Annotated in this window: 13 protein-coding genes and 7 pseudogenes; 13 read left to right on the top strand and 7 right to left on the bottom strand. The window is 71.5% G+C overall.

Translation table 11 applies throughout. The features are described 5' to 3' along the window. Positions 1–197: 197 nt before the first annotated feature. Together QMK30_RS29385 and QMK30_RS29375 are read right to left on the bottom strand one after the other, a co-directional pair. Positions 198–1,097: a universal stress protein gene (locus QMK30_RS29385; protein WP_283521362.1), complete on the bottom strand. Its 900-nt coding sequence runs from the start codon at positions 1,095–1,097 to the stop codon at positions 198–200. A gap of 861 nt (positions 1,098–1,958) precedes the next feature. Continuing rightward, positions 1,959–2,570: pseudogene (locus QMK30_RS29375) on the bottom strand (sensor histidine kinase); the annotation flags it as partial. 2 nt (positions 2,571–2,572) lie between these two features. Here QMK30_RS29375 and QMK30_RS29370 point away from each other — a divergent pair. The 4 pseudogenes from QMK30_RS29370 to QMK30_RS29355 form a co-directional block, all read left to right on the top strand. Then, a pseudogene (locus QMK30_RS29370) lies at positions 2,573–2,815 on the top strand (carbamate kinase); the annotation flags it as partial. A 200-nt stretch (positions 2,816–3,015) separates the two neighbouring features. Next, a pseudogene (locus QMK30_RS29365) lies at positions 3,016–3,199 on the top strand (pyruvate formate-lyase-activating protein); the annotation flags it as partial. Then, positions 3,183–3,515 (top strand): annotated as a pseudogene (locus tag QMK30_RS29360) (hypothetical protein); the annotation flags it as partial. The pseudogenes QMK30_RS29365 and QMK30_RS29360, both read left to right, overlap by 17 nt. Positions 3,516–3,553: 38 nt before the next feature. Continuing rightward, positions 3,554–3,854 (top strand): annotated as a pseudogene (locus QMK30_RS29355) (polyphosphate kinase 2 family protein); the annotation flags it as partial. Here the strand turns inward: QMK30_RS29355 and QMK30_RS29350 are convergent. Beyond that, positions 3,855–3,968 (bottom strand): annotated as a pseudogene (locus QMK30_RS29350) (polyphosphate kinase 2); the annotation flags it as partial. A 4-nt stretch (positions 3,969–3,972) separates the two neighbouring features. Here QMK30_RS29350 and QMK30_RS29345 point away from each other — a divergent pair. Then, positions 3,973–4,112, top strand: a pseudogene (locus QMK30_RS29345) (CoA-binding protein); the annotation flags it as partial. 2 nt (positions 4,113–4,114) lie between these two features. Here QMK30_RS29345 and QMK30_RS29340 read toward each other — a convergent pair. After that, a complete protein-coding gene (locus tag QMK30_RS29340) occupies positions 4,115–5,386 on the bottom strand; it encodes a DUF6777 domain-containing protein (protein ID WP_283521361.1) in 1,272 nt (423 codons plus the stop codon). 235 nt (positions 5,387–5,621) lie between these two features. On the opposite strand from QMK30_RS29340, the gene QMK30_RS29335 reads away from it, so the two are divergent. Then, positions 5,622–6,809, top strand: a complete 1,188-nt coding sequence (locus tag QMK30_RS29335; protein WP_502963250.1) for a streptophobe family protein — start codon at positions 5,622–5,624, stop codon at positions 6,807–6,809. Positions 6,810–6,822: 13 nt separating this feature from the next. Here QMK30_RS29335 and QMK30_RS29330 read toward each other — a convergent pair whose 3' ends face one another. From QMK30_RS29330 to QMK30_RS29320, 3 genes are read right to left on the bottom strand one after another with little or no spacing between them, the layout of a single operon-like run. Beyond that, positions 6,823–7,839 carry a serine/threonine-protein kinase gene (locus QMK30_RS29330; protein ID WP_283521359.1) on the bottom strand — a complete coding sequence of 339 codons (1,017 nt, stop codon included), beginning with the start codon at positions 7,837–7,839 and terminating at the stop codon, positions 6,823–6,825. Further along, positions 7,839–8,606, bottom strand: a complete 768-nt coding sequence (locus QMK30_RS29325; protein ID WP_283521358.1) for an SH3 domain-containing protein — start codon at positions 8,604–8,606, stop codon at positions 7,839–7,841. The genes QMK30_RS29330 and QMK30_RS29325 overlap by 1 nt, the downstream gene beginning before the upstream one ends. A gap of 11 nt (positions 8,607–8,617) precedes the next feature. After that, positions 8,618–10,972: an FHA domain-containing protein gene (locus QMK30_RS29320; RefSeq protein WP_283521357.1), complete on the bottom strand. Its 2,355-nt coding sequence runs from the start codon at positions 10,970–10,972 to the stop codon at positions 8,618–8,620. 467 nt (positions 10,973–11,439) lie between these two features. On the opposite strand from QMK30_RS29320, the gene QMK30_RS29315 reads away from it, so the two are divergent. The 7 genes from QMK30_RS29315 (at position 11,440) to QMK30_RS29285 (ending at position 20,007) form a co-directional block, all read left to right on the top strand. Beyond that, positions 11,440–13,605 (top strand): hypothetical protein, encoded by a 2,166-nt coding sequence (locus QMK30_RS29315; protein WP_283521356.1) that lies wholly within the window; start codon positions 11,440–11,442, stop codon positions 13,603–13,605. Between the two features lie 73 nt (positions 13,606–13,678). Then, the gene (pelF, locus tag QMK30_RS29310) at positions 13,679–15,190 is read left to right on the top strand and encodes a GT4 family glycosyltransferase PelF (protein WP_283521355.1); all 1,512 of its coding nucleotides are present in this window, start codon (positions 13,679–13,681) and stop codon (positions 15,188–15,190) included. Continuing rightward, on the top strand, positions 15,187–16,548 hold the full coding sequence (locus QMK30_RS29305; RefSeq protein WP_283521354.1) for a hypothetical protein: 1,362 nt from the start codon (positions 15,187–15,189) through the stop codon (positions 16,546–16,548). The genes pelF and QMK30_RS29305 overlap by 4 nt, the downstream gene beginning before the upstream one ends. 30 nt (positions 16,549–16,578) lie before the next feature. Beyond that, the gene (locus QMK30_RS29300; protein ID WP_283521353.1) at positions 16,579–17,592 is read left to right on the top strand and encodes an SDR family NAD(P)-dependent oxidoreductase; all 1,014 of its coding nucleotides are present in this window, start codon (positions 16,579–16,581) and stop codon (positions 17,590–17,592) included. Between the two features lie 78 nt (positions 17,593–17,670). Beyond that, positions 17,671–18,384 carry a nucleotidyltransferase family protein gene (locus QMK30_RS29295; RefSeq protein WP_283521352.1) on the top strand — a complete coding sequence of 238 codons (714 nt, stop codon included), beginning with the start codon at positions 17,671–17,673 and terminating at the stop codon, positions 18,382–18,384. Positions 18,385–18,391: 7 nt separating this feature from the next. Continuing rightward, positions 18,392–19,294: an NAD-dependent epimerase/dehydratase family protein gene (locus tag QMK30_RS29290; RefSeq protein ID WP_283521351.1), complete on the top strand. Its 903-nt coding sequence runs from the start codon at positions 18,392–18,394 to the stop codon at positions 19,292–19,294. Between the two features lie 68 nt (positions 19,295–19,362). Next, complete coding sequence (locus QMK30_RS29285; protein ID WP_283521350.1) at positions 19,363–20,007, top strand: spherulation-specific family 4 protein; 645 nt, start codon at positions 19,363–19,365, stop codon at positions 20,005–20,007. The last annotated feature ends 59 nt before the right edge of the window (positions 20,008–20,066 follow it).

Here is a 20,066-nt window from a genome sequence, read left to right as displayed (position 1 = left end):
GAGTCCGGCATGCTCCCCGACCGGTGGTGGTCACCGGTCCTATCGGTGAAAGTACTGGGATCACGCGTCGGGCGCTCGATGCCGGAACGGAGAGTGATGGGCCTGACGGGCGCCGTGGGGGCGGGCGCGGGCCCCGCAGCCGCGCCGGGGGCCGGCCTGCGGCACGGCTCGGCGGTTGCCCGGACCGGGGTGAGGCCTTAGCTGTGGGGCACGACAGCCACTGGGCAGGCGGCATGATGCATCACGCCGTGAGCCACAGATCCCAGGTGCATTCCGAGCGGAGAGGTTCGCTCGCGTCGGCCGATGACCAGCATCGGCGCACCAACTGACTCTTCGACCAGATGGGCGACGGGCTGACCCAGAACACTGCTTGCGCGGACAGCCACGTCAGGGTTCTTGTCGCGCCACGGATCCACGGCCGTGCTCAGCGCGTACTCGCGTTCCCTGGCCAACCAGGAATCGTCGATCACCGTGCCCGCGCCTGCGGCGATCGCGTAGGACGACGGCAGTGTGTAGCCGTGCACGACGTGCAGCCCCACGCCGCGCACACGGGCAGCTTCGAAGGCGAATCCCATCACCTCGTCGCAGGAATGGGCGAGGTCGACACCGACCACGACGTCGGAGCTGCCCGAAGCGCCGGTCGGCCGGAGTGCGCGGGGAGGGGAGTGCACGGCGGTACGCCCCTCGGATCGTACGAGTCCGACCGGCCGCGGAGCTTGGGCGACCACTCGCAGGGCTACCGAGCCAGTCACGAATCCGCTCATTGCACTCAAGCCGCGGGATCCGAGGACGAGTATCTCGGAATTCTCGGACGCTGCCAGGAGGGCGGCGACGGGTGACTCGGAGATCTGCTCGCTGGTCGGCTGAAGCTCCGGGTTGCTCTTGCCGAGCTGCTCCACGGCCGCACGCAGGATGCGCCCCGCCCAATGGCGCTGCGTCTCGGTGGTCGGGACGGAAGCGGAGGGGGCCGGAGACCATTCCCAAGCGTGCACGAGATGGAGCGGAACGCTGCGGAGCACGGACTCTGTCGCCGCCCAGCGCGCGGCAGCCAGGCTCTCGGGAGAGCCGTCGATCCCAACGGTCACGGCACGAGCCATGGGGGTACCTCCTGCTTGGTCGCTTGTCTTCCTGGCCAACACACTCACTTGCGCCAGGCGAATGGGCCAGGGGCCGCCAGGGCCCTTCTACGGTCCGAACGGCCCGGATGTGAGCTGCGGGCCGTTCGGCCGGTGGCTGGATGCCGTTGCTGGTCCCGGAACGGCCCGGATCGGCTGGGAGGACAAGCAGATCCCGGCGGATCCCGGCATTCGGCGTGTTGTCGAGGCCGGTGTGCGACAGAGCGGGTGGGTTTCGCAGTCGTGGCCCGCACCACGGTGCCCGAAGCCAGTGCCCTGGCGAGGCAGAAGACATGTTTCCCCGGGGTTCACTGAGATCGAACGGTCGGTGAGTTCTATGTCGATCGGCGACAGACCGGACCCGGAGACCGCGATCTCGAACCGTCCGGCGCATCCGGAAGTGAACGCGCAACTGCCCTCGGCGGCCTGGACGGCCCGCAGCTCGGGCACCAGGCCGCTGCGGGCTGTCTCGGGACGCCGGGGGAAGCGCTCACAGCCGTTCGGCGACCGGGCGCGGTACGCGAGGAGTCGTATGCGAGCAGGCGAGCCCGTGTTTCGTTGGTGCGAGTTGTCGATGGCCCCGACCTCGACCGGTGAGGCGCAGGCACAGGCCTTGTCCGACGGGCGCGCAGATGTGTACAGCTGGCCGCAGGCCGGAGGCGGAGTCCCAGGCGCCGCGACGCCGCTGCCAATCGTGGGTGAGGTCGTAAGTCCGTCGCACATGCTCACCGCGACGGCACCACTTGGAGGCGACATGCCTGGGACGATCACCGTAGGACTGGATGGAACAGATCACGCCCTCGCCGCTGCGGATTGGGCGGCGCACGAGGCGATGCGCCGGGGGACGTCCACGGACCGCGCCCCGGAGTGCCGGGCCGTATTGCTGAGCGCCTCGCCCAGCACCGCGAGCGCGTGGTCGGCGATGTCATCGTCGACCTCGGTGTCGGCGAGACCCTCGATCCGCAGCGCGGGCGCGAAGCCGAACGAGGCGGCCGAGGCCTTCATCACCTCGGACACCCGACCACGCAGACCGCTGTCTCCCTTCGCCCCGCCGGCGTGCGTACGCAGACCGAAGATGGTCGACCGAATGATCTTGATGGTGTCGTCCAGGTCGTCGACGGTCCGCGACAGCCGTTCCACAGCCTTGGGGTGATCCACGAAGCGCTGGGTGCTCTGCAGGGTCATACCGGCCGCGAAGAGCCGCTGGATCGCCAGGTCGTGCAGATCGCGCGCGATCCGGTCACGGTCCTGGAGCAGGACGATCTGGTCCGCGTCACGGCGCCGCTCGGCCAGCTCCAGCTCCAGCGCCGCCTGCCCAGCGAAACCGAGCAGGGGGCCGGTGTCGGCGTCGACGAACGGCGTGCGGCCCGTCACGCGCCCCAGCAGGAGCACACCACGGGCCTTGCCTCCCGCGCCGAGAGGGACCGCGACCACCGGGCCGAGCCCGGCCCACCTGCGACTTCCCCTGCGTCTACGCCGACTACGGCACCCCCGACCAGCGGCCCGTCCTCGGCGCCACCTCCGCAGAGCTGCGCCGGGGCGGTTTCCCCGACGGTTCGATGGGGCACAAGGCCGAGGCCGCCGCCCGGTTCGTCGAACGCACCGGAGGCCTGGCCGCGATCGGCGCCCTCGACGAGGCGTACGAGATCGTCCACGGAAGGTCGGGCACGCTCGTCCGCCCCGGTCCGATCATCGACTGACGTGCTGGGGCCGAACGGCCCGTGACCGGGGTCGGACGGATCGCAGGCGGGCACTGTTCGGCACTCCCGGCGACGAATGCGGACGGCAACGGTCAAGAGCGTGGGACACAAGGCATGCGGCGCGAGAGAGGATCGGCGATGACTGCAACGGTGACAGCGGGATACCGGACGGCCGTCCGCTGGTCACCCGCACCTCCTTCCGGTACGTCCTGGTCCCCGGCTGGACCGACGACTTCGACGCTCTGGCCCGATTCGTCGTCAACCTGGGCAGCGTGGAACGGGTCGCCCTTCTACAAACTCGGCGCCGCGAAGTACGAAGCCCTCGGCATCCCCTTCCCGCTGCGCGATGCCCCGAGTCCTGCGCCTGAACTCGTTCCACGACTGGGCCGGGGTCGGCTGGGCCGACTGGCTGTTCATGCTCGGCCTGCTCGCCGTCGGCCTCGCCCTGATCAGCGGCATCGCGCTGCGACTGGCCGCCGTCGCCGGCACCGTGATGATGGCGCTGATGTGGATCGCCGAGTGGCCGCCCGCCAAGCACCTGTCCGACGGCTCGCCGAGCATGTCCCCCAACCCTTTCACCGACTACCACGTCATCTACGCCGTCGTCCTGATCGTCCTCACGGCCGTGGGCGCCGGCGCCACGTGGGGCCTGGGCAGGGCCTGGGCGCGCCTGCCGGTCGTCCGCGACAACGGCTGGCTGCCGCTGACCGCCGACGGCACGTCGGGGTCCGCTGCGGCCTGGTCATCGTGTTCGAGGGACGGGACGCGGCCGGCAAGGGCGGCACGATCAAGCGGGTCGCTGAGCACCTCAACCCGCGGGTGGATCGAACCGTGGCGCTGCCCAAGCCGACCGAGCGGGAGCGCACCCAGTGGTACTTCCAGCGGTACGCCGAGCAGCTGCCGGCCGCCGGGGAGATCGTGCTGTTCGACCGCAGCTGGGCTGCTTCCCATGAGCCGCTCCGCGGCGGGCCGCGCCGGAGTCGAGCACGTCATGGGCTTCTGTACGAAGGAGGAGCACCAGCTGTTCCTGCGCCGGTGCGTCCATCGGCGAGAGCTTCCAGCGCCGCGTCGGATCCGTCAGCCGGCGCCGGAACCGCTCCTCTTGCACCGCGTCACTCACCGAGAACCAGTGCTCGCGCAGCAGGATGCCAGCCGGCGCCACCTCGATACTCGGAGTGCCCTCCTACCCGTCGGTCAGCTCCCTGCCCCAGACCCCCGACCTCGCGGTCGCGTGCCCGCCGCCGCGGTCCCGGCCACCGCCGAGGAGTGCGGCAAGGCCGGCGTACGCGCCCTCCTAGGCTAGGAGCCGCCCCCGGGGGCCGCCGAGCCGGACTGCGGTGAAGGCGGCGCCGGGGAATCCTCTGCCGGGGACTCGGGGGGCGGCTGTGACGTCGGCGGTTCGGAGGACGGCGGCGGTGCGGACGGTGAGGACGGGGGTGGCGAGGACGGGGGCGGCGAGAACGGGGGCGGCGAGAACGGTGACGCCGAGGACGGGGGACAGGTATCTGCGGACCCGCCGGCGTCCGGAGACCTGGACCCGCTGACGGGCGGCGACGGGCAGGGGGACGTGGGCGGCGACGGGTCGGTCACCGGCGGCGGGGTCTTCTTGTCGCCGCCGCCCGTGTCGCCCGCGTCGCGGGAGAACCATTCCTCGTTCCGCGGATCGAACATGATGAACACGTTCACCACCTGGACCGCGGGCGCCACCGCCACGACCTTCGACGGCTGGTAGGCGGGCCAGTTGTCACCCGTCCGCCGGGGCGTGCCCTGCACGGCGACCGGCGGCAGCAGCGGATTTCCACAGGCGCAGCGCACCCGTGGCACACCGCGGTTGTCGACGAGGACGGCTGTGCCCGCCTGCAGCACGGCCTGATAGCTGGTGGGTGAGCCGCCGCGGTAGCCGTGGTTGGTGACCCGGGTGTCCATGCGCAGCTGGACGGGCGTCAGTTTCCGCAGATACGCGGGGACGCCGGAGGGCTCGATGCTCAGGACGGAGGCGAATGCCTTGCTCTTGGCCGGTTCGGCGGTGAGCGCGGTGATCTGCTTCTCCACATCGCAGGTGGCGGTGTTGCGCGTTCCGCCGTACAGACCGGGTGCGGACCCTCGCACGCCGCGGGTGACGGTGGCCTGGGACGTCGACTCCGACTGAGGCGTGGAGGCGGACGCGCTCGGCGGCGATGTCGTGGGGGAGCTCTTGCGCGCGGTCGATCCGGTGTACGGATCGGGCCCGGACGAGCCCGCGGCCTGGAGGAGGACCTCGCCGCCCGCGACCGGTCCGCCGTCGGGCCGGGTGAGGACGACGGTGAGGACGACCGCAGCCACCAGAGCGCCGGCGATCGCCGCCACTCGGGGCGCGGACCGCCACCAGGGACGGCCGGGTTCCTCCCCGGGCCCCTTCGACGCGCCGCGCGGACCGCCAGAACCACCGGAGCCTCCGCCGCTCGGTGGTTCGGCGGGAGGACCGGGTGGCGGCGTGGGCACTTGTTGCGTCGGACCCGGCTGCGAAGGGCCCGAGAGGGGGCCGGACGGGGGCCCTGTGGGGCGGCCTGACGAAGGCGGTGGGGTACTCACGGGCTCTGCTTCCCAACGTAGGGATTCATCCCAGTTTCATACGTACAGTCCCTATTCTGTGCTGCCTACCCGGGGAATCCGCAAGCTGACGCGGTCGGCCGCTCAACGGGCGCGGAGCCCAACCCTTGCCTAGCGTGGCAGCGTGAGCCAACAGAAATCCGTAGCGGGAAGCGGTGCGCCGCGTCCACAGCTCTGGCGTGATGCCCTGGCGGCGGTGCTCGCCGGGCTGGCGGCCATGGTGGTCACGGCAGCCCTCGGCCTGTGGGCCGCCGGTGCCACCGGTCTGCCCGGCGGCGCGTTCCCGGCGGTGGTCGCGGCCGTTGTCGTCATGGCGGCCGGCGGTTCCGTCGGGCTTTCGGGAGATGCCGGGGCGATCGCGGAGACGAGCGCGAGCCTCACGGTGATGCCTCTCTCGGTGACGCTCGCCGGGGCCCTGGCCATCGCCGCGGGGTTCCTGCGGCCACTGCGTCACCGAGCCGTGGCCGGTACCCGCGAACTCGCGGGCCGGGCCGCCCGGCCCGCGGCGCTGTGGGTGCTGGTGCTCATCGGCCTCTCGGCCCTGGCCCGCCACAGCTTCACGGTCCCGGTCGAGGACCCGACGGGCGGCGTCATCGGCGATGTACTGGACGATTCTCCCGAGGTCGGGTTCGAGGTCGACATCCCCAGCACCCTTGTCTTCGGCCTGCTGTGGCTCGTGGGCGTCCTCACTCTCGCCCTCCTGGTGTCACGCAGGGCCCCGCTCCCCGCCCGCCTGGTGCGCTTCCAGGAGCCGGTGCGACCCGCCGCCCACGCCATGGTGGTGCTGCTCCTCTGGTACGTCGCTCTGGGGCTGGTCGTCGGACTCGTCGTCGTGGTGACGCGCGGTCACCCCGCCGAGACGGCCGCAGTGATCCTTCTCGGACTTCCGAACCTCGTCTGGCTCGCCCTCACGCTCGGTCTCGGCGCCTCTTGGGAGGGAAAGGTGGACGGCCCCTTCGGGCTGCCGATGCCGCAGGCGTTGGACTCCGTACTCCGTACGCCGGAGAATGCCCCCTTGAATCTCCGTGCGCTCGCCGACTACGACGGACGCGTCTGGTGGCTGGTGGCCGTCGCCGGTGTCGCCCTTCTGGCCGCCGCGTTCCTCATGGCCGTCCGCTCGCCCGCCCGGGTGCGGCCGTGGCAGCACGCCGTACACATGGCGGTGGCACTCACCCTCACGGTGCTGACCGTCTGCCTGGTCGCCCGGATCTCGGCGCACTACGGCCTGTCGCTGCTGGGCATCGGAGACCTCGGCGGCGGCCTCGGCGGAGAGGTGGCGCTCCGGCCGCGCCTGTGGGCGGCGCTCGGTGTGGCAGTGGCCTGGGGGCTGGTCACCGGCTTCATCGGCGGCCTGCTCGCGTCGCGGGTGCGTCGCCGGGGCGAGGTGGAGCCGTCGGCGCGCTGAAGCCCGCCGACGTTTACGTCAGGAGGCCGGGGAAGACCGGCCGCGCCCAGCGGGGCGGCGCGGGCGGAGGTCCGGCCACCGGCGGCAGGGCACCGATGGGCAGGTCCACCTGCGTCGGCGCGTGCCCCACAGTCGCGGAACCGCCGCCCGCGGCGGCGGTGCGCAGCGCGGCCACGAACTGAAGGCAGGAGTCGTACCGGTCGTCCGGGCTCTTGGCGAGGGCCTTCGCCAGTACGCCGTCGACGCCGGCCGGAAGATCGGGACGCAGCCCGGTCAGGGCCGGCGGCGGGTCGAACTGATGGGCCCACAGCAGCGCCATGTCGTCGTCGCGCTGAAAGGGCGGGGCCCCGGCCATGGTTTCGTGGACGACGCAGGCCAGGCTGTAGACATCGCACCTGCCGTCCACCGGGCGTCCGGAAATCTGCTCCGGCGCCACATAGTCGAGCGTGCCGACGAACTGGCCCACGCTGGTGAACCCGGTCAGCGAAAGCGACTTCTTCGTCAGCCCGAAGTCCGTGAGATACACATGCTCCGGGTGATCGCTGTCGGTGCCCTCCGCGACCAGGATGTTGCCGGGTTTGACGTCCCGGTGCACCAGATCGTGGTCGTGGGCGGCATCGAGTGCCGACGCCACCTGCGCGGCGATGCGTGTCGCCGCTCCGATCGGCAGCGGCCCCTGTCGGTCCAGCAGGGCGCGCAGATCCTGTCCGGCGACGTAGCGCATCGCGATGTAGAGAACGCCGTCGGTCTCGCCGGCCTCGAAGACCGGGACGATGTGCGGATGGTCGATCGCGGCGGCCACCCGCGACTCGTGGGTGAACCGCCGGCGGAAAGTGTCATTGCGGGCGAGTTCGGGGGCGAGCAGCTTGAGGGCGACCGTACGGTCCAGCCGCAGGTCCCTGGCACGGTAGACGACCGCCATGCCGCCACGGCCGATCTCGCACTCCACCAGGTAGCTCGCGATCTGTTTCCCGAGCAGGCCGGACCCAGTGCCGGCGGGCAGGTCCGGTTCGTGCGGGGAACGGCCCATCAGCGGTCACCGGCCCTGGTGGGCGGATGTCCGTCCTGCCCATGGGCGCCGCCGGTGCCGTCGAGGGGCTTCACCAGGCGCGTCGCACCGTTGCCGGCCGCATCGGCCGGGCCGTGTTCGGCCACCCGGGCCGGGTCCACGACCTGCGTGGGCTCCGGGCCCGCCGCGCCCACCGGGGCTTGGTCCGCCGCCTCCCGCACGACCACCCGGGCCGCCTCCGGCCCCGCCGCGCGCGAAGGTTCCGGAGCGTCCGCCCTGCTGTGTGGGCGCGCGCTGGCCGAGCCGGGTCCCCCCGAGGCCGCGTACGTGGTGAGCCGCGTCCCGTCGCAGAACACCCAGCGCTCGTGCTCGGCGTCGTACAGCCACACCGACTCGCCTTCGACGACCATCCCGACCCGCAGTCCCTGGGTACGGCGGCGGAAGCTCTCCTCGTCGCTGCGCCCGGCGGCCAAGTCCTGCGCCGCGCGACGGTATTGGCCGAGGGACTCCTCGACGCGGGCCAGCAGTGGCCGAGGGTCCGCCGTGCGGGCGAGCGGCTGGCCGGCCGATGGTGGCCCCTGGGGCACGGAGACCAGCAGCCTGCCGTCGACCCAGGCGGACCAGCCGTTGGCGCACACGATCTGCCCCCAGTCGCCGCGCCGGTCGAGCAACTGGACGGGAAGCAGCGGGTCGAGCGGGTCGGTGGGCCGGGACACCTCCGGTGCCTCCCAGGCGGGCAGACCGCCCTGGGGGACCACATGCGTCGGGTGGAACTCCGGGGTCGCCATGGGGCCCGCCCTTACTTCCGCATGATCGCGGGTTCGTGCCGGCGCAGGAGCTTCGCGACCACGTATCCGAAGACGACGCAGAGCACCACCAGCATCCCCATGTTGAACAGCCACACTCCTGCGGAGTGTGCGAACAGCGGATCCGCCGTCAGCTTGCCGGGGACGATCCGGCCCAGTCCGATCGTCCCCGCCATCGCTCCCATGGCCCACCGGGAGGGAACGAGCCACGACAACTGCTCGACCCCCACCACCCCGTTCAGCTTCAACAGCGCTCCGCAAAAAACGACTTGGACGATGGCTAGGAGGACGAGCAGCGGCATCGTGACCTCCTCCTTGCGCACCAGTGCCGACACGAGGAGACCGAGCATCATCGCGGTGAAGGACAGCAACGCCACGGCGACGGCAATTTCCGGCAGCGGTGGTATGAACACCCCTTCACCGCCCGGGGCGTTCAGATCGACGCCGACCAGACCGACCAGGGTCAAGACAATGGCCTGCAGCACCGTGATGGTGCCGAGCACCACGACCTTGGACATCAGATACGCGGATCTGGACAGCCCGACGGCACGCTCCCGCTGGTAGATCACCCGCTCCTTGACCAACTCGCGCACGGCGTTGGCAGCGCCCGTCAGCACACCACCCACAGACAGGATGAGCAGGGCGTTCAGGGCTGTTTCCTGGGTCAGCTTCGAGCCGGCCAGGGCGCGGGCCATCGCGCCCATGACGAACGGCAGGGCGATCATGATGGCCAGGAAGGTCCGGTCGGCGCTCAGCGCGGCCGCGTAGCGCCGCACCAGCGTCCGGAGTTGCGCACCCCAGCTCCGGGTCCTCGGCGGGGCGGCGGACACCAGGGCGGGGGCCTGCGGCAGCGTCGGCCGCACCATGGAGTTCGCGATGTACTGCTGGTGGAACGGCGACCGGCGGTACTGCTCCGCCCAGTCGCGGCCGTGGTCGTTCTCGAAGGCCTCGAACGCCTCGGGCCACTGCTCGAATCCGAAGAAGGCGAGTGCGTCATCGGGTGGCCCGTAGTACGCGATCCGGCCGCCAGGGGCGAGCATCAGCAGCCGGTCGCAGACATCCAGGCTGAGCACGCTGTGCGTGACGACGACGACCGTGCGGCCGTCGTCGGCCAGGCCGCGGAGCATGTGCATGACCGAACGGTCCATGCCCGGGTCGAGCCCGGAGGTCGGTTCGTCGAGGAAGAGGAGTGACGGTTTCGTCATCAGCTCCAGGGCGACGCTGACGCGCTTGCGCTGGCCACCCGACAGGCTGTGGATCGGCTGATCGGCCCGCTGCTCCAGTCCCAGCTCGCGGATGACCTCGGCGACCCGGGCCCGACGTTCGGTCTTCGCGGTGTCCTGGGGGAAGCGCAGCTCGGCGGCGTATCCGAGGGCCCGGCGCACGGTCAGCTGGGAATGCAGGATGTCGTCCTGCGGTACGAGACCGATGCGCTGGCGCAGCTCCGCGTAGTCGCGGTAGAGGTCGCGGCCGTCGTACAGGACAGTGCCCCGATCCGCGGGGCGCAGTCCCGTCAGCGCGTTGAGGAGGGTGGACTTGCCGGCGCCGCTGGGACCCACGACGGCGAGCAGGCATTTCTCGCCCACGGGGAAGGAAACGTGGTCGAGGAGTGTCTTGCGGCCCTTGTCGACCGTGACCGCCAGGTCCTGGACATCGAGGGAGACCTCGCCGGTGTCGACGAACTCCTGCAGTGTGTCGCCGGCCAGGCAGAACGCCGAATGGCCGATGCCGACGATGTCCCCGGCCAAGACGGGGGCGCGGGCGACCGGCCGGCCGTTGAGGAAGGTGCCGTTGTGGCTGTCGAGGTCGACAATCTCGTACGAACCGTCCGGATGTGCTCGCAGTTCGGCGTGCCGACGCGAGACGGTCAGGTCGTCGACGACCAGGTCGCTGTCGCCGCCGCGGCCGATGCGTACGGTGCGGACCGGCAGCGGCCGCACCGTGGTCGGCTGCCGGAAGGTGCCGGTGGCCGAGGGCATGGAGACGGAGGATGGGCGGTCCGGGGGCCGTGGCGCGGGTGGCGGCGGGGCATGGCCCAGGAGAACGGCGCGCGGTCCGTCGGTGGCGTTGCCGAACCGGACGACACTGCCGGGGCCCACGGTGGACTCGTGGATCCGCCGGCCCTCGGTGTAGGTGCCGTTGGTGCTGTCCTCGTCCTCAAGGGTCCAGTGGTCGTCCACGGCCCGGATCACCGCGTGGTGCCAGGACACCCGGGCATCGTCGATGGCGATGTCGCTCAACGGATCACGCCCGACGTGATAGTCCCGGCTCGGTCTCATCACCGTGGAACCTGCGTCGGTTTTGAGGACGAGTTCGGGGGCGCCTGGCGCGACAGCACGCTCTCCCATGTCCGAATTCTAGCCATTCACCCGGGAATGCGCTTGATCGGGAAGCGGGATCGAAGATGGCCGATTCGTTGGCCGGTCCGTGGTCGCCGGATCGGGGACTGTCGGTGATTGGCTGAATCCGGTGAGTGTCCCGAGGTATCTTTCGGCGGTCTAGACCATGCGAGTGTGCCAGTCGGCGCGGTAAACGCTTTCGGCGTCGTGAGCTGTGACGCAGGGCCGGTGTCCGCTCGGTTGGCGCGTGGGGCGAGGGTGCAGGGGCAGTCGATCGGCCGGATTTGGTTCTAGGTGAGACAGGTGTGTTTCGCGCCAGGTTTCACGATGCCCTCACAAGACCTCCATTGCGGCCCTCAGTATGTGATCCGACAGAGCGGGACAGGGGGGCGGCTTCGAGAGCGTCCATCCCGCTGGGGGGTGGGGGCATGCCGGCTGTGTATCCCGCCTGCCCCTTCCGGGGAGGATCCATACACATGAGCCGTACGGCCAGACTTGCTGCCTTGTCCGCGCTTTCCGCAGCCACGCTGGTGCTGATACTCGTCGCACCGGCGACCGGGGCCGCCGCGGCGCCGGATCCGCGTATCGACCTGAAAGTCCTGGTGGTGAGCGACGGCGGCCCTGCCACCGCCGCGATCGCCGCCGAACTCGACGGCGCGGGGACGCCGTACACCACCCTTGACCTGTCCCGCCAGAACCGGCCGGTGATCAACGGGAACTTCCTCGCCGACACCGTCGACGGGCGTCCGCGGGCCAAGTACCAGGCAGTGGTACTGCCCAACGAAAATCCGTTCGGCGCGGATTCCGCGGAGATGGCGGCGCTCGTCTCGTACGAGAAGACCTTCGCCGTTCCGCAGGTCGATGCCTACACGTACGCCCGCCCGGAGGTCGGGCTCAACTACCCGGCCAATGGCGGCTACAGCGGCTCCCTGGACGGCGCGACCGCCGAGGTGACCGTCGCGGGGAAGGCCGGGCCCTTCGGCTATCTCGACGGCGCGGTTCCCTTCGAGGACAACTCGCCGACCGTGGGCGAGAGTTACGCCCATGTCGCCAAGCCCCTGCCGGGGACGGCCTTCACCAGCTACGTCGACGCGCCGATCCCGGGCACCCAGGAGCGCGGCTCGCTCGTCGGTGAGTACCGCCACGACGGCCGCCGCGAACTGGTCGTCGGCTTTGTCTACAACCAGTACCAGAAGCAGTACCGGCTGCTGGCCCGGGGCATCGTCGACTGGCTCACCCAGGGCGTGCGGGTCGGCGCCTCCCACAACTACTTCGCGGTCCACGTCGACGACGTGTTCGCCGCCGACGATCGCTGGGACACCGAGCTCAACTGCACCCCGGGCGATGTGGACTGCGCCCCCGGCCAGGGTGGCGAGCCCGACCCGATCCGGATGACGCCGGCGGACGCGCAGTACGCGACGCAGTGGTCCGCGATCAAGGGATTCACCCTGGACATGGCATACAACGGCGGTGGCAGCGAGCTCTACAAGGAGGAGCACGCCGGCACCGACCCGCTGGCGCAGCAGCTGACCGCGGACAAGAACTCCTACCGCTGGATCAACCACACCTACAACCACCCCTTCCTCGGCTGCGTCCAGAACGTCACGGTCGTCCCGTGGATCTGCGCCAAGAACCCCGACGGAAGCACCAAGTACGTCACCCGGGCCGAGATCGCCGCCCAGATCGGCGACAATCGCGCCTGGGGCGAGCGCGCCGGACTCCCGCAGCAGAACGGCGAGTTGATCACCGGTGAGCACTCGGGGCTGAAGATCCTGCCGCAGCAGCCGGACGACAACCCCAACCTCGCGCCCGCGCTCGCCGACAACAACATCACCTCGCTCGGCTCCGACAACTCCCGCGACCGCGCGCAGCGGCAGGTCGGACCGGCGCTCACCGTGCCCCGCTACCCGATGAACGTGTTCTACAACGCGGGCCGCGCCACCGAGCAGATCGACGAGTACAACTGGATCTACTCCAGTGCGGCCCAGGGCGGCAGCGGCATCTGCGAGACCGCGCCGGGCACCACCTGCCTGAGCGAGCCCCTCGACACGGTCACCGGCTACGCCGACTACATCGTGCCCCTGGAAGTAAGCATCGGGCTCAGCCACGTCCTCGCCAACGACCCGAGGCCGCACTTCATCCACCAGTCCAACCTGGCCGAGGACCGGATCGCCTACCCGGTGCTCGACCGCATCATCAACGACTACCGGGCGTTGTATGCCGACAACACCCCGCTGATCAACCTGCGCCAGCAGCAGATCGGCGAGGAAATGCGCGAGCGGGCCGCCTGGGACACCGCCGTCAAGGCGGGCCAGGTGACGGCGTACCGGATCGGCAACGCCGTCACGGTGCGGGCCCCCAGCAGCGTCCGGGCCATCGCCACCCTGCCCACGGGAACCCGGCAGAACCTGCTGCTCGGCACCCAGGCATTCGGCACCCCCTACGCCGGGTCGCTCTCCGGGCGGGCCACCCCTGGGCTGCTCCAGGACCGGGTGACGCTCACGCTGCCCGCCGGCACGGTCCCGCTCTCCGTGAACAGGGTGAGCCGGCCGGACAAGGCGCAGCCGACGCAGCGCAGCGCCCCCCGTCTGCCGGTGCCCGCCGGAGTTCTCAAGCGGGTCCCCTACGGCGTCACCGGCTGACCCACAGCACCGGCACACCGCGCACCGCCCGCGTCTCTGTCACCGCACGCATCTCCCGGGGGACCAGCTCGTCATGCCCGACTTACTCCGCCCGCTCTCATCCGGCGCGGCCCGGGTCACTCTCCTCACCGAAGGCACCTATCCGCACAGCCACGGCGGCGTGAGCGTGTGGTGCGACCAACTCGTCAACGGCATGCCCGACTTCGACTTCCGAGTCATAGCGGTGACCGGAACGGGACAGGAGCCGCTCGCCTGGGAGCTGCCCGGCCATGTCGCACCACCCGTCACCGTCCCCATGTGGGGACCCGACCCGGTCGGCGCCCGGCCGCGCGGCCGGCGCAAGCGGCAAGTGATGGCCGCGTACGAGCGCTTCCTCACCGCACTCCTGGACCCCGCGGCAGAGGACCAGTTCGGGCCCGCACTGCACCAACTGGCCCACGCGGCCAGGGCCGGCGTGCTCGCGCCCGCCCTGCGCACCGACCAGGCCGTCCGCGTCCTGGCGGCCGTCTGGAACCGCCCCGACCTGGCGGTGCACGCCGCCAGGCCGTCCCTGCACGACGCCCTGACCGCCACCGATCTGCTGGAGCACGCACTGCGCCCGCTCGCGGCCGCACCACCCGAGCAGGGGGTGTCGCACGCGGTCAGCGGCGGCCTCGCGGTGCTGCCCGGCCTCATCGGGCAACAGCTGTGCGGCGTACCGCTGTTGCTCACCGAACACGGCGTCTATCTGCGGGAGCGCTACCTCGGTTACCGCACCGGCCCCTACCGGTGGCCGGTCAAGGCGCTGCTGCTCGGCTTCTTCCGGTTGCTGGCCGAGGAGACGTACCGTACCGCGGCCCTGATCACCCCGGGCAACCGCTACAACCGGCTCTGGGAGGAACAGGGCGGCGCCGCACCGCACTTGATACGCACCGTCTACAACGGCGTCGACCCGGCGGCCTTCCCGGCCGCCGGGCCCGAACCGGACGTCCCCACGCTCAGCTGGGCAGGCCGCGTCGACCCGATCAAGGACCTGGAGACCCTCATCAGGGCCTTCGCCCTGGTCAGGGCCGAGATACCGAACGCCCGACTGCGGCTCTTCGGCGGCACACCGCGCGGCGGCGAGTCCTACCGGGAGCGCTGTGAGGCGCTCGCAGCGGAGCTCGGGCACGCGGACGCCGTCGTCTTCGAGGGGCGGGTGGAGGACATCCGTGACGCCTACGCGGCGGGCAATGTCGTGATGCTCTCCAGCATCAGCGAAGGCTTCCCTTTCACCCTGATAGAAGCCATGTCCTGCGGGCGCGCCACCGTCTCCACGGACGTCGGCGGAGTGCGCGAGGCGGTCGGCGAGACCGGTCTCGTCGTGCCGCCCCGCGAGCCCGAGGCCATGGCCCGCGCGGCCCTGGAAATGCTCCGGGACCCGGTGCGCCGGTCCGCCATGGGCGAAGCCGCGCGGCTGCGTGTCATCGAGCAGTTCACCCTCCGCCAGACCATCGACACCTTCCGTGCGATCTACACCGAACTCGCACAGGGCGCCGAGGACACCGCCGTCGACACCGGCGCCACCGCATGGCGCGAGGACCTGCACGCGGGAGCCATCGGATGAGCGGCCCGCTGCGCCTGGTGCCGGGCGAGGGCGGCAGCCTGCCCGTCCTGCCCAGGCCCCGGTCAGGTACCAGGGGCCGGCCCAGCTGGGCCGAGGATCCCATCGACGAGCTCGCCGACCGTCTGGTCGAGCCCGTCGCCGCGGCCGTCCACCCGTACGAGGTCGCCGCGCTCCTGGAGTCCGACGGTATGACGGGCGATCGGATCAGCGCCCGCTACGCACGCCCCGACCTGTTCACACTCGCCGAGGACCTCTACGCCCGGGTCCCCAGGCACTACCCCGAACCTCCGCCCACCGCCGACCCCTGGCGCCCCGACCATCTGCGCTGCGCGCTGCGCGGAATCGTCTTCGCGCTCCCCGGCCTCGCCTATGTGCTCGGCGCCGGACTATGGGCCGGACCGGCCGCAGCCAACGGGCTCATCGCCGCCGGCCTCGCGGCCTGGGCCTGGAACCAGGCACTCAGCCACCGTGCGTTCCTGCGCCTCGGCACCGGGGGCGCGTCCACCGCGGGCCGCGCCCTGCGCCTCGGCGCCCCGGTCGGAGCCCTGCTCGCCAGTGCCGTCGCGCTGCTCATCGCCGGCCCGGGACCGGCAGCGGTCTTCGCCGCCGGGCAGTCCTGCTACCTGGGCGCGGCGACCGTACTCCTGGTCCTCGGCCGCGAACGCGCCCTGCTGCTCGCCCTGTTGCCCATCACCGCGGGCGCGGTCGCCACCCTGTGGTGGCAGCCACCGACCGCCGTGGTCCTGGTCCTGCTGTTCGCCACCATGACGCTGACCGTGCTGGCGGCCGGCCACGGAATACGGGCCGGCCTGCGCTCGGACCCGGCCCCCACGGCCCCGGCGCCCGGCCTGTGGCGCTCCCTGCCGTACGGACTGTTCGGCCTGGCGGCCGGCGTGCTGGCCGTGCTCACCGGGACCGAGGACCCGCACGCGATACTGCTCCTCACTCTGAGCATGGGCTTCGCCGAATGGCTGCTCTACCGCTACCGCGGCCTCGCGGTGGCTGCCCTGCGCGCCAGCACCGAACCGCGCGGCTTCGCCCTGCGCGCCGCCCGCGCCCTCGGACTGTGCCTGGCCGCCTACCTCGCGCTGCTCGCCGTCGGAGCCCTGCTCGCCGGAACCGCACCGGCCGCACTGCTCGGTCTGGGCGCCGTGCTCTGGACCGCCTTGCTGCTGCAGGCGTTCGGGGTGGCCTGGCCGCCCGCGGCCGTCTGTCTCACGGCCGCGGCGGCCGAAGCCGCCGCCGCGGCCGCCGGACTGCCCACCGGCCCCGTCCAACTGCTCTGCCGCTTCCTCGCGGCGGTTGCCCTTCTCGCCCTTGCCTGCCGCTTCCTCGGCCGGCCCACAGCACACCGCTGATCCCTGCATCCGTATTCGGAGGAGCACCCCGTGACCGCATCCGCACCCGCGTCCCCGCTCGTCGCCGTCACCGGCGCCGAGGGCTTCATCGGCTCCCACCTCACCGAGACCCTGGTCGCCGCCGGCTTCCGGGTCCGCGCGATGGCCCAGTACAACTCCTTCTCGTCCTACGGCTGGCTGGAGACCCTCTCCGCCCAGACCCTGGACCAGGTCGAGATAGTCCTGGGCGACGTCCGCGACCCCGGTTCGGTCAACCAGCTGATCGAAGGCACCGAGGCTGTCTACCACCTCGCCGCGCTCATCGCGATCCCGTACTCCTACCAGGCCCCGCACAGCTACGTGGACACCAATGTCACGGGCACCCTCAATGTCCTCGAAGCCGTACGCAGACACGAGACGCCCCGCCTGGTGCACACCTCGACCAGCGAGACGTACGGCACCGCGCAGACCGTGCCGATCACCGAGGACCACCCCATCAACACGCAGTCCCCGTACGCCGCTTCGAAGGCAGGCGGCGACCGGCTGGCCGACAGCTACCACGCCAGCTTCGCCACCCCGGTCGTCACCCTGCGCCCCTTCAACACCTTCGGACCGCGCCAGTCGATGAGGGCGGTCATCCCGACCGTCATCGGCCAGGTCGCGGCGGGGGAGCGGACCATCACCCTCGGGGACCTCCGCCCCACCCGCGACTTCCTGTACGTCAAGGACACCGCCCGCGCCTTCCTCGCGGCCGGCACCGCGCCCGCCGCCGCCGTCGTCGGACGTACCTTCAACGCCGGTACCGGCGGCGAGATCTCGGTGGGAGACCTCACCCACCTCATCGGCAAGCTGATGGACACCGACCTCGACGTGCGTGAGGACGAACAGCGCATCAGGCCCGCGGCGTCCGAGGTGATGCGTCTGGTCGCCGACGCGTCCCGGCTGCGCGCCGCCACCGGCTGGCAGCCCGAACTCAACCTGGAGCAGGGGCTGACGCACACCATCGAGTTCTTCCGCGACCCGGCGAACCTGTCGCGCTACAAGACCGGCATCTACAACATCTGACCGGGCCGGCACCCACGACGTACGCAGACACGAAAACCGGCACATGACGCACCCGCACACGACGCATAGGGGACTTCCATGCATGCAGTGATCCTCGCCGGTGGCAAGGGCGTCCGGCTGCGGCCGTACACGACCGCGCTGCCCAAGCCGCTCGTACCCATCGGCGACCAGCACGCCATCCTGGAGATCGTGCTCCGCCAGCTCGCCTCGTGCGGCTTCACCACCTGCACGATCGCCATCGGCCACCTCGGCCACATCATCCGCGCCTACGTCGGCAACGGCTCGCAGTGGGGGCTGCGCGTCGGCTACTCCACCGAGGACAGCCCGCTCGGTACCATGGGCCCGCTCCTCACCATGATGGACCGGCTGCCCGACAACTTCCTGGTGATGAACGGCGACATCCTGACCGACCTCGACTACGGGGACGTACTCAAGCAACACGCGCATTCCGGTGCCCCGTTGACCGTCTCCACGTACGCTCGGAAGGTCGCCATCGACTTCGGCGTCCTGACGACCGAGTCCGGCAAGGTCGTGGGCTTCAAGGAGAAGCCGAGCATCGACTACCGCGTCTCCATGGGGGTGTACGGACTCACCCGCGACACCCTCGCCCCCTACACCCCGGGTCTGCCGCTCGGCTTCGACGAGCTGGTCCTCGACCTGCTCGCCGCCGAAACGCCGCCGCACGCCTACGAGTTCGACGGCTACTGGCTCGACATAGGGCGACCGGACGACTACGACCGGGCCAACGCGGAGTTCACCACCCACCGCGGCCTGCTGCTCAAGGGGGCGTGAGCGGGTCATGCGCATTCTCGTCCTGGGCTCCACCGGATTCCTGGGCGGGCACATCGCCGAGCAGCTGCGCGCCCTGCCGGGCGCGCGGCTGCTCATCGGCGGCCGTAACCCGGCCGCCGATGTGCCGCTCGATCTGACCGCCGACCCCGACGTCCTCGCGGACGCGCTGCACGGCGTCGCACCCACGGTCGTCGTCAACTGCGCGGGCCTGGTGACCGGCAGCTCCGTCCGGCTCACCGACGTCAACGCCCGCGGGCCCGCCGCGCTGTGCGAAGCGCTTCGGACAGCCGCGCCCACCGCCCGCCTCGTCCACCTCGGCTCGGCCGCCGAGTACGGGCCGACCCGGCCCGGCGAAACCGTCGCCGAGGACGCCGCGACGCGCCCCCAGGGCCCGTACGGCGCCACCAAACTCGCCGGCACCGCCGCCGTCAACGCCTCCGGGCTCGACGCGGTCGTGCTGCGCGTCTTCAACCCGGTGGGCCCGGGTGCGCCCGCCGCCGGACTGCCCGGACGGCTCGCCGGTGAGCTGCGCCGGGCCGGCACGTCGGGGACCGTACGGGTCGGTGACCTCTCGGCGTACCGGGACTTCGTCGACGTACGGGACGTGGCGCACGCGGCGACCCTCGCCGCGACCGCTCCCGGACCACTGCCGCCGGTACTCAACATCGGCAGCGGACAGGCCACCGTGGTCCGCGACCTCGCCGCCGGACTGGTCGGGGCCGCCGGGTTCGACGGCACCATCGAGGAGTCGGGTGGCGGCTCGGACCGTTCGTCCGCCGTCTCCTGGCAGTGTGCGGACATCGTGGCCGCCCGGTCCGCGCTGGGCTGGCAGCCGCGGCACACGCTCGCGCAGTCGCTGTCCGACCTGTGGCAGTCGCTGCCCCCGGTCGCTGTCCCGGCAGCCCGGTGAGCGCGGAGCCGCAGACAGCCCCAGGGCCGCAAGCACACCCGGGGCCGCCGACCAAGCTCCTCGTCCCCATGTACGTCCACCCTGCCGTCGACCCCGACGCATGGTGGACGCTCGTCGAGTCCGCACCCCTGCTGTACGGCGTGGTGCTCAACATCGCCGACGGTCCTGGCGCCGCGCCCGAGCCGTCGTTCACCGCCGCCACCCGCGCTCTGCGGGCGGCGGGGGTGCGTCTCCTCGGATACGCCGACACCGACTACGGCCGCCGGCCGCTGCGGTCCATCACCGCCGACTTCGACCGCTACCGAGACTGGTACGCCACCGACGGCTTCTTCCTGGACCAGGTCGCGTCCGAACCGGCCGCGGTACGCCGCTACCGGCGCATCACCCGGGCCGCGCGCTCCCGGGGTGGCCGAACCGTCGTCCTCAACCCGGGGACCCATCCGGCGCCGGGCTACGCGGCGTTCGCCGACCTCCTTGTCACCTTCGAAGGCGACTGGACCGCCTACTCCGCCGCGCCCGCCGCACCCCCCTGGACCGCCTCCCACCCGCCGGAGCGTTTCTGCCATCTGATCCACGGCGTACCGCCGGGCCTCTGCGGTCTCGCCGCCCGCACGGCTGCGCTGCGCCGCGCCGCCGTGCACTGCGCGGTCCCGGGCCACGGCCCCAACCCCTGGTCGCTCCTGCCGCCCGTCCTGCACCGGAAGGTCCCATGACCCGCCCGCACGCCCTGTACCCGCTGGTCCTGCTCACCTGCCTCGCCCTGCTCGCGGCC

Origin of the sequence: Streptomyces sp. H27-C3 (assembly GCF_030063415.1) — a bacterium.
In the GTDB taxonomy this organism is placed as follows: Bacteria; Actinomycetota; Actinomycetes; order Streptomycetales; family Streptomycetaceae; genus Streptomyces.
Note: the sequence above shows the minus strand (reverse complement) of the source record. Positions and strands in the feature narration are given on the sequence as shown.

What these genes read in the sequence shown, in the direction of transcription:
- QMK30_RS29320 (WP_283521357.1), bottom strand. Translation starts at nt 10,972, where the DNA reads ATGGGAGAGCGTGCTGTCGCGCCAGGCGCCCCCGAACTCGTCCTCAAA.
- QMK30_RS29285 (WP_283521350.1), top strand. Translation starts at nt 19,363, where the DNA reads ATGTACGTCCACCCTGCCGTCGACCCCGACGCATGGTGGACGCTCGTC.
- QMK30_RS29295 (WP_283521352.1), top strand. Translation starts at nt 17,671, where the DNA reads ATGCATGCAGTGATCCTCGCCGGTGGCAAGGGCGTCCGGCTGCGGCCG.
- pelF (WP_283521355.1), top strand. Translation starts at nt 13,679, where the DNA reads ATGCCCGACTTACTCCGCCCGCTCTCATCCGGCGCGGCCCGGGTCACT.
- QMK30_RS29385 (WP_283521362.1), bottom strand. Translation starts at nt 1,097, where the DNA reads ATGGCTCGTGCCGTGACCGTTGGGATCGACGGCTCTCCCGAGAGCCTG.
- QMK30_RS29305 (WP_283521354.1), top strand. Translation starts at nt 15,187, where the DNA reads ATGAGCGGCCCGCTGCGCCTGGTGCCGGGCGAGGGCGGCAGCCTGCCC.
- QMK30_RS29290 (WP_283521351.1), top strand. Translation starts at nt 18,392, where the DNA reads ATGCGCATTCTCGTCCTGGGCTCCACCGGATTCCTGGGCGGGCACATC.
- QMK30_RS29330 (WP_283521359.1), bottom strand. Translation starts at nt 7,839, where the DNA reads ATGGGCCGTTCCCCGCACGAACCGGACCTGCCCGCCGGCACTGGGTCC.
- QMK30_RS29315 (WP_283521356.1), top strand. Translation starts at nt 11,440, where the DNA reads ATGAGCCGTACGGCCAGACTTGCTGCCTTGTCCGCGCTTTCCGCAGCC.
- QMK30_RS29335 (WP_502963250.1), top strand. Translation starts at nt 5,622, where the DNA reads ATGGTGGTCACGGCAGCCCTCGGCCTGTGGGCCGCCGGTGCCACCGGT.
- QMK30_RS29325 (WP_283521358.1), bottom strand. Translation starts at nt 8,606, where the DNA reads ATGGCGACCCCGGAGTTCCACCCGACGCATGTGGTCCCCCAGGGCGGT.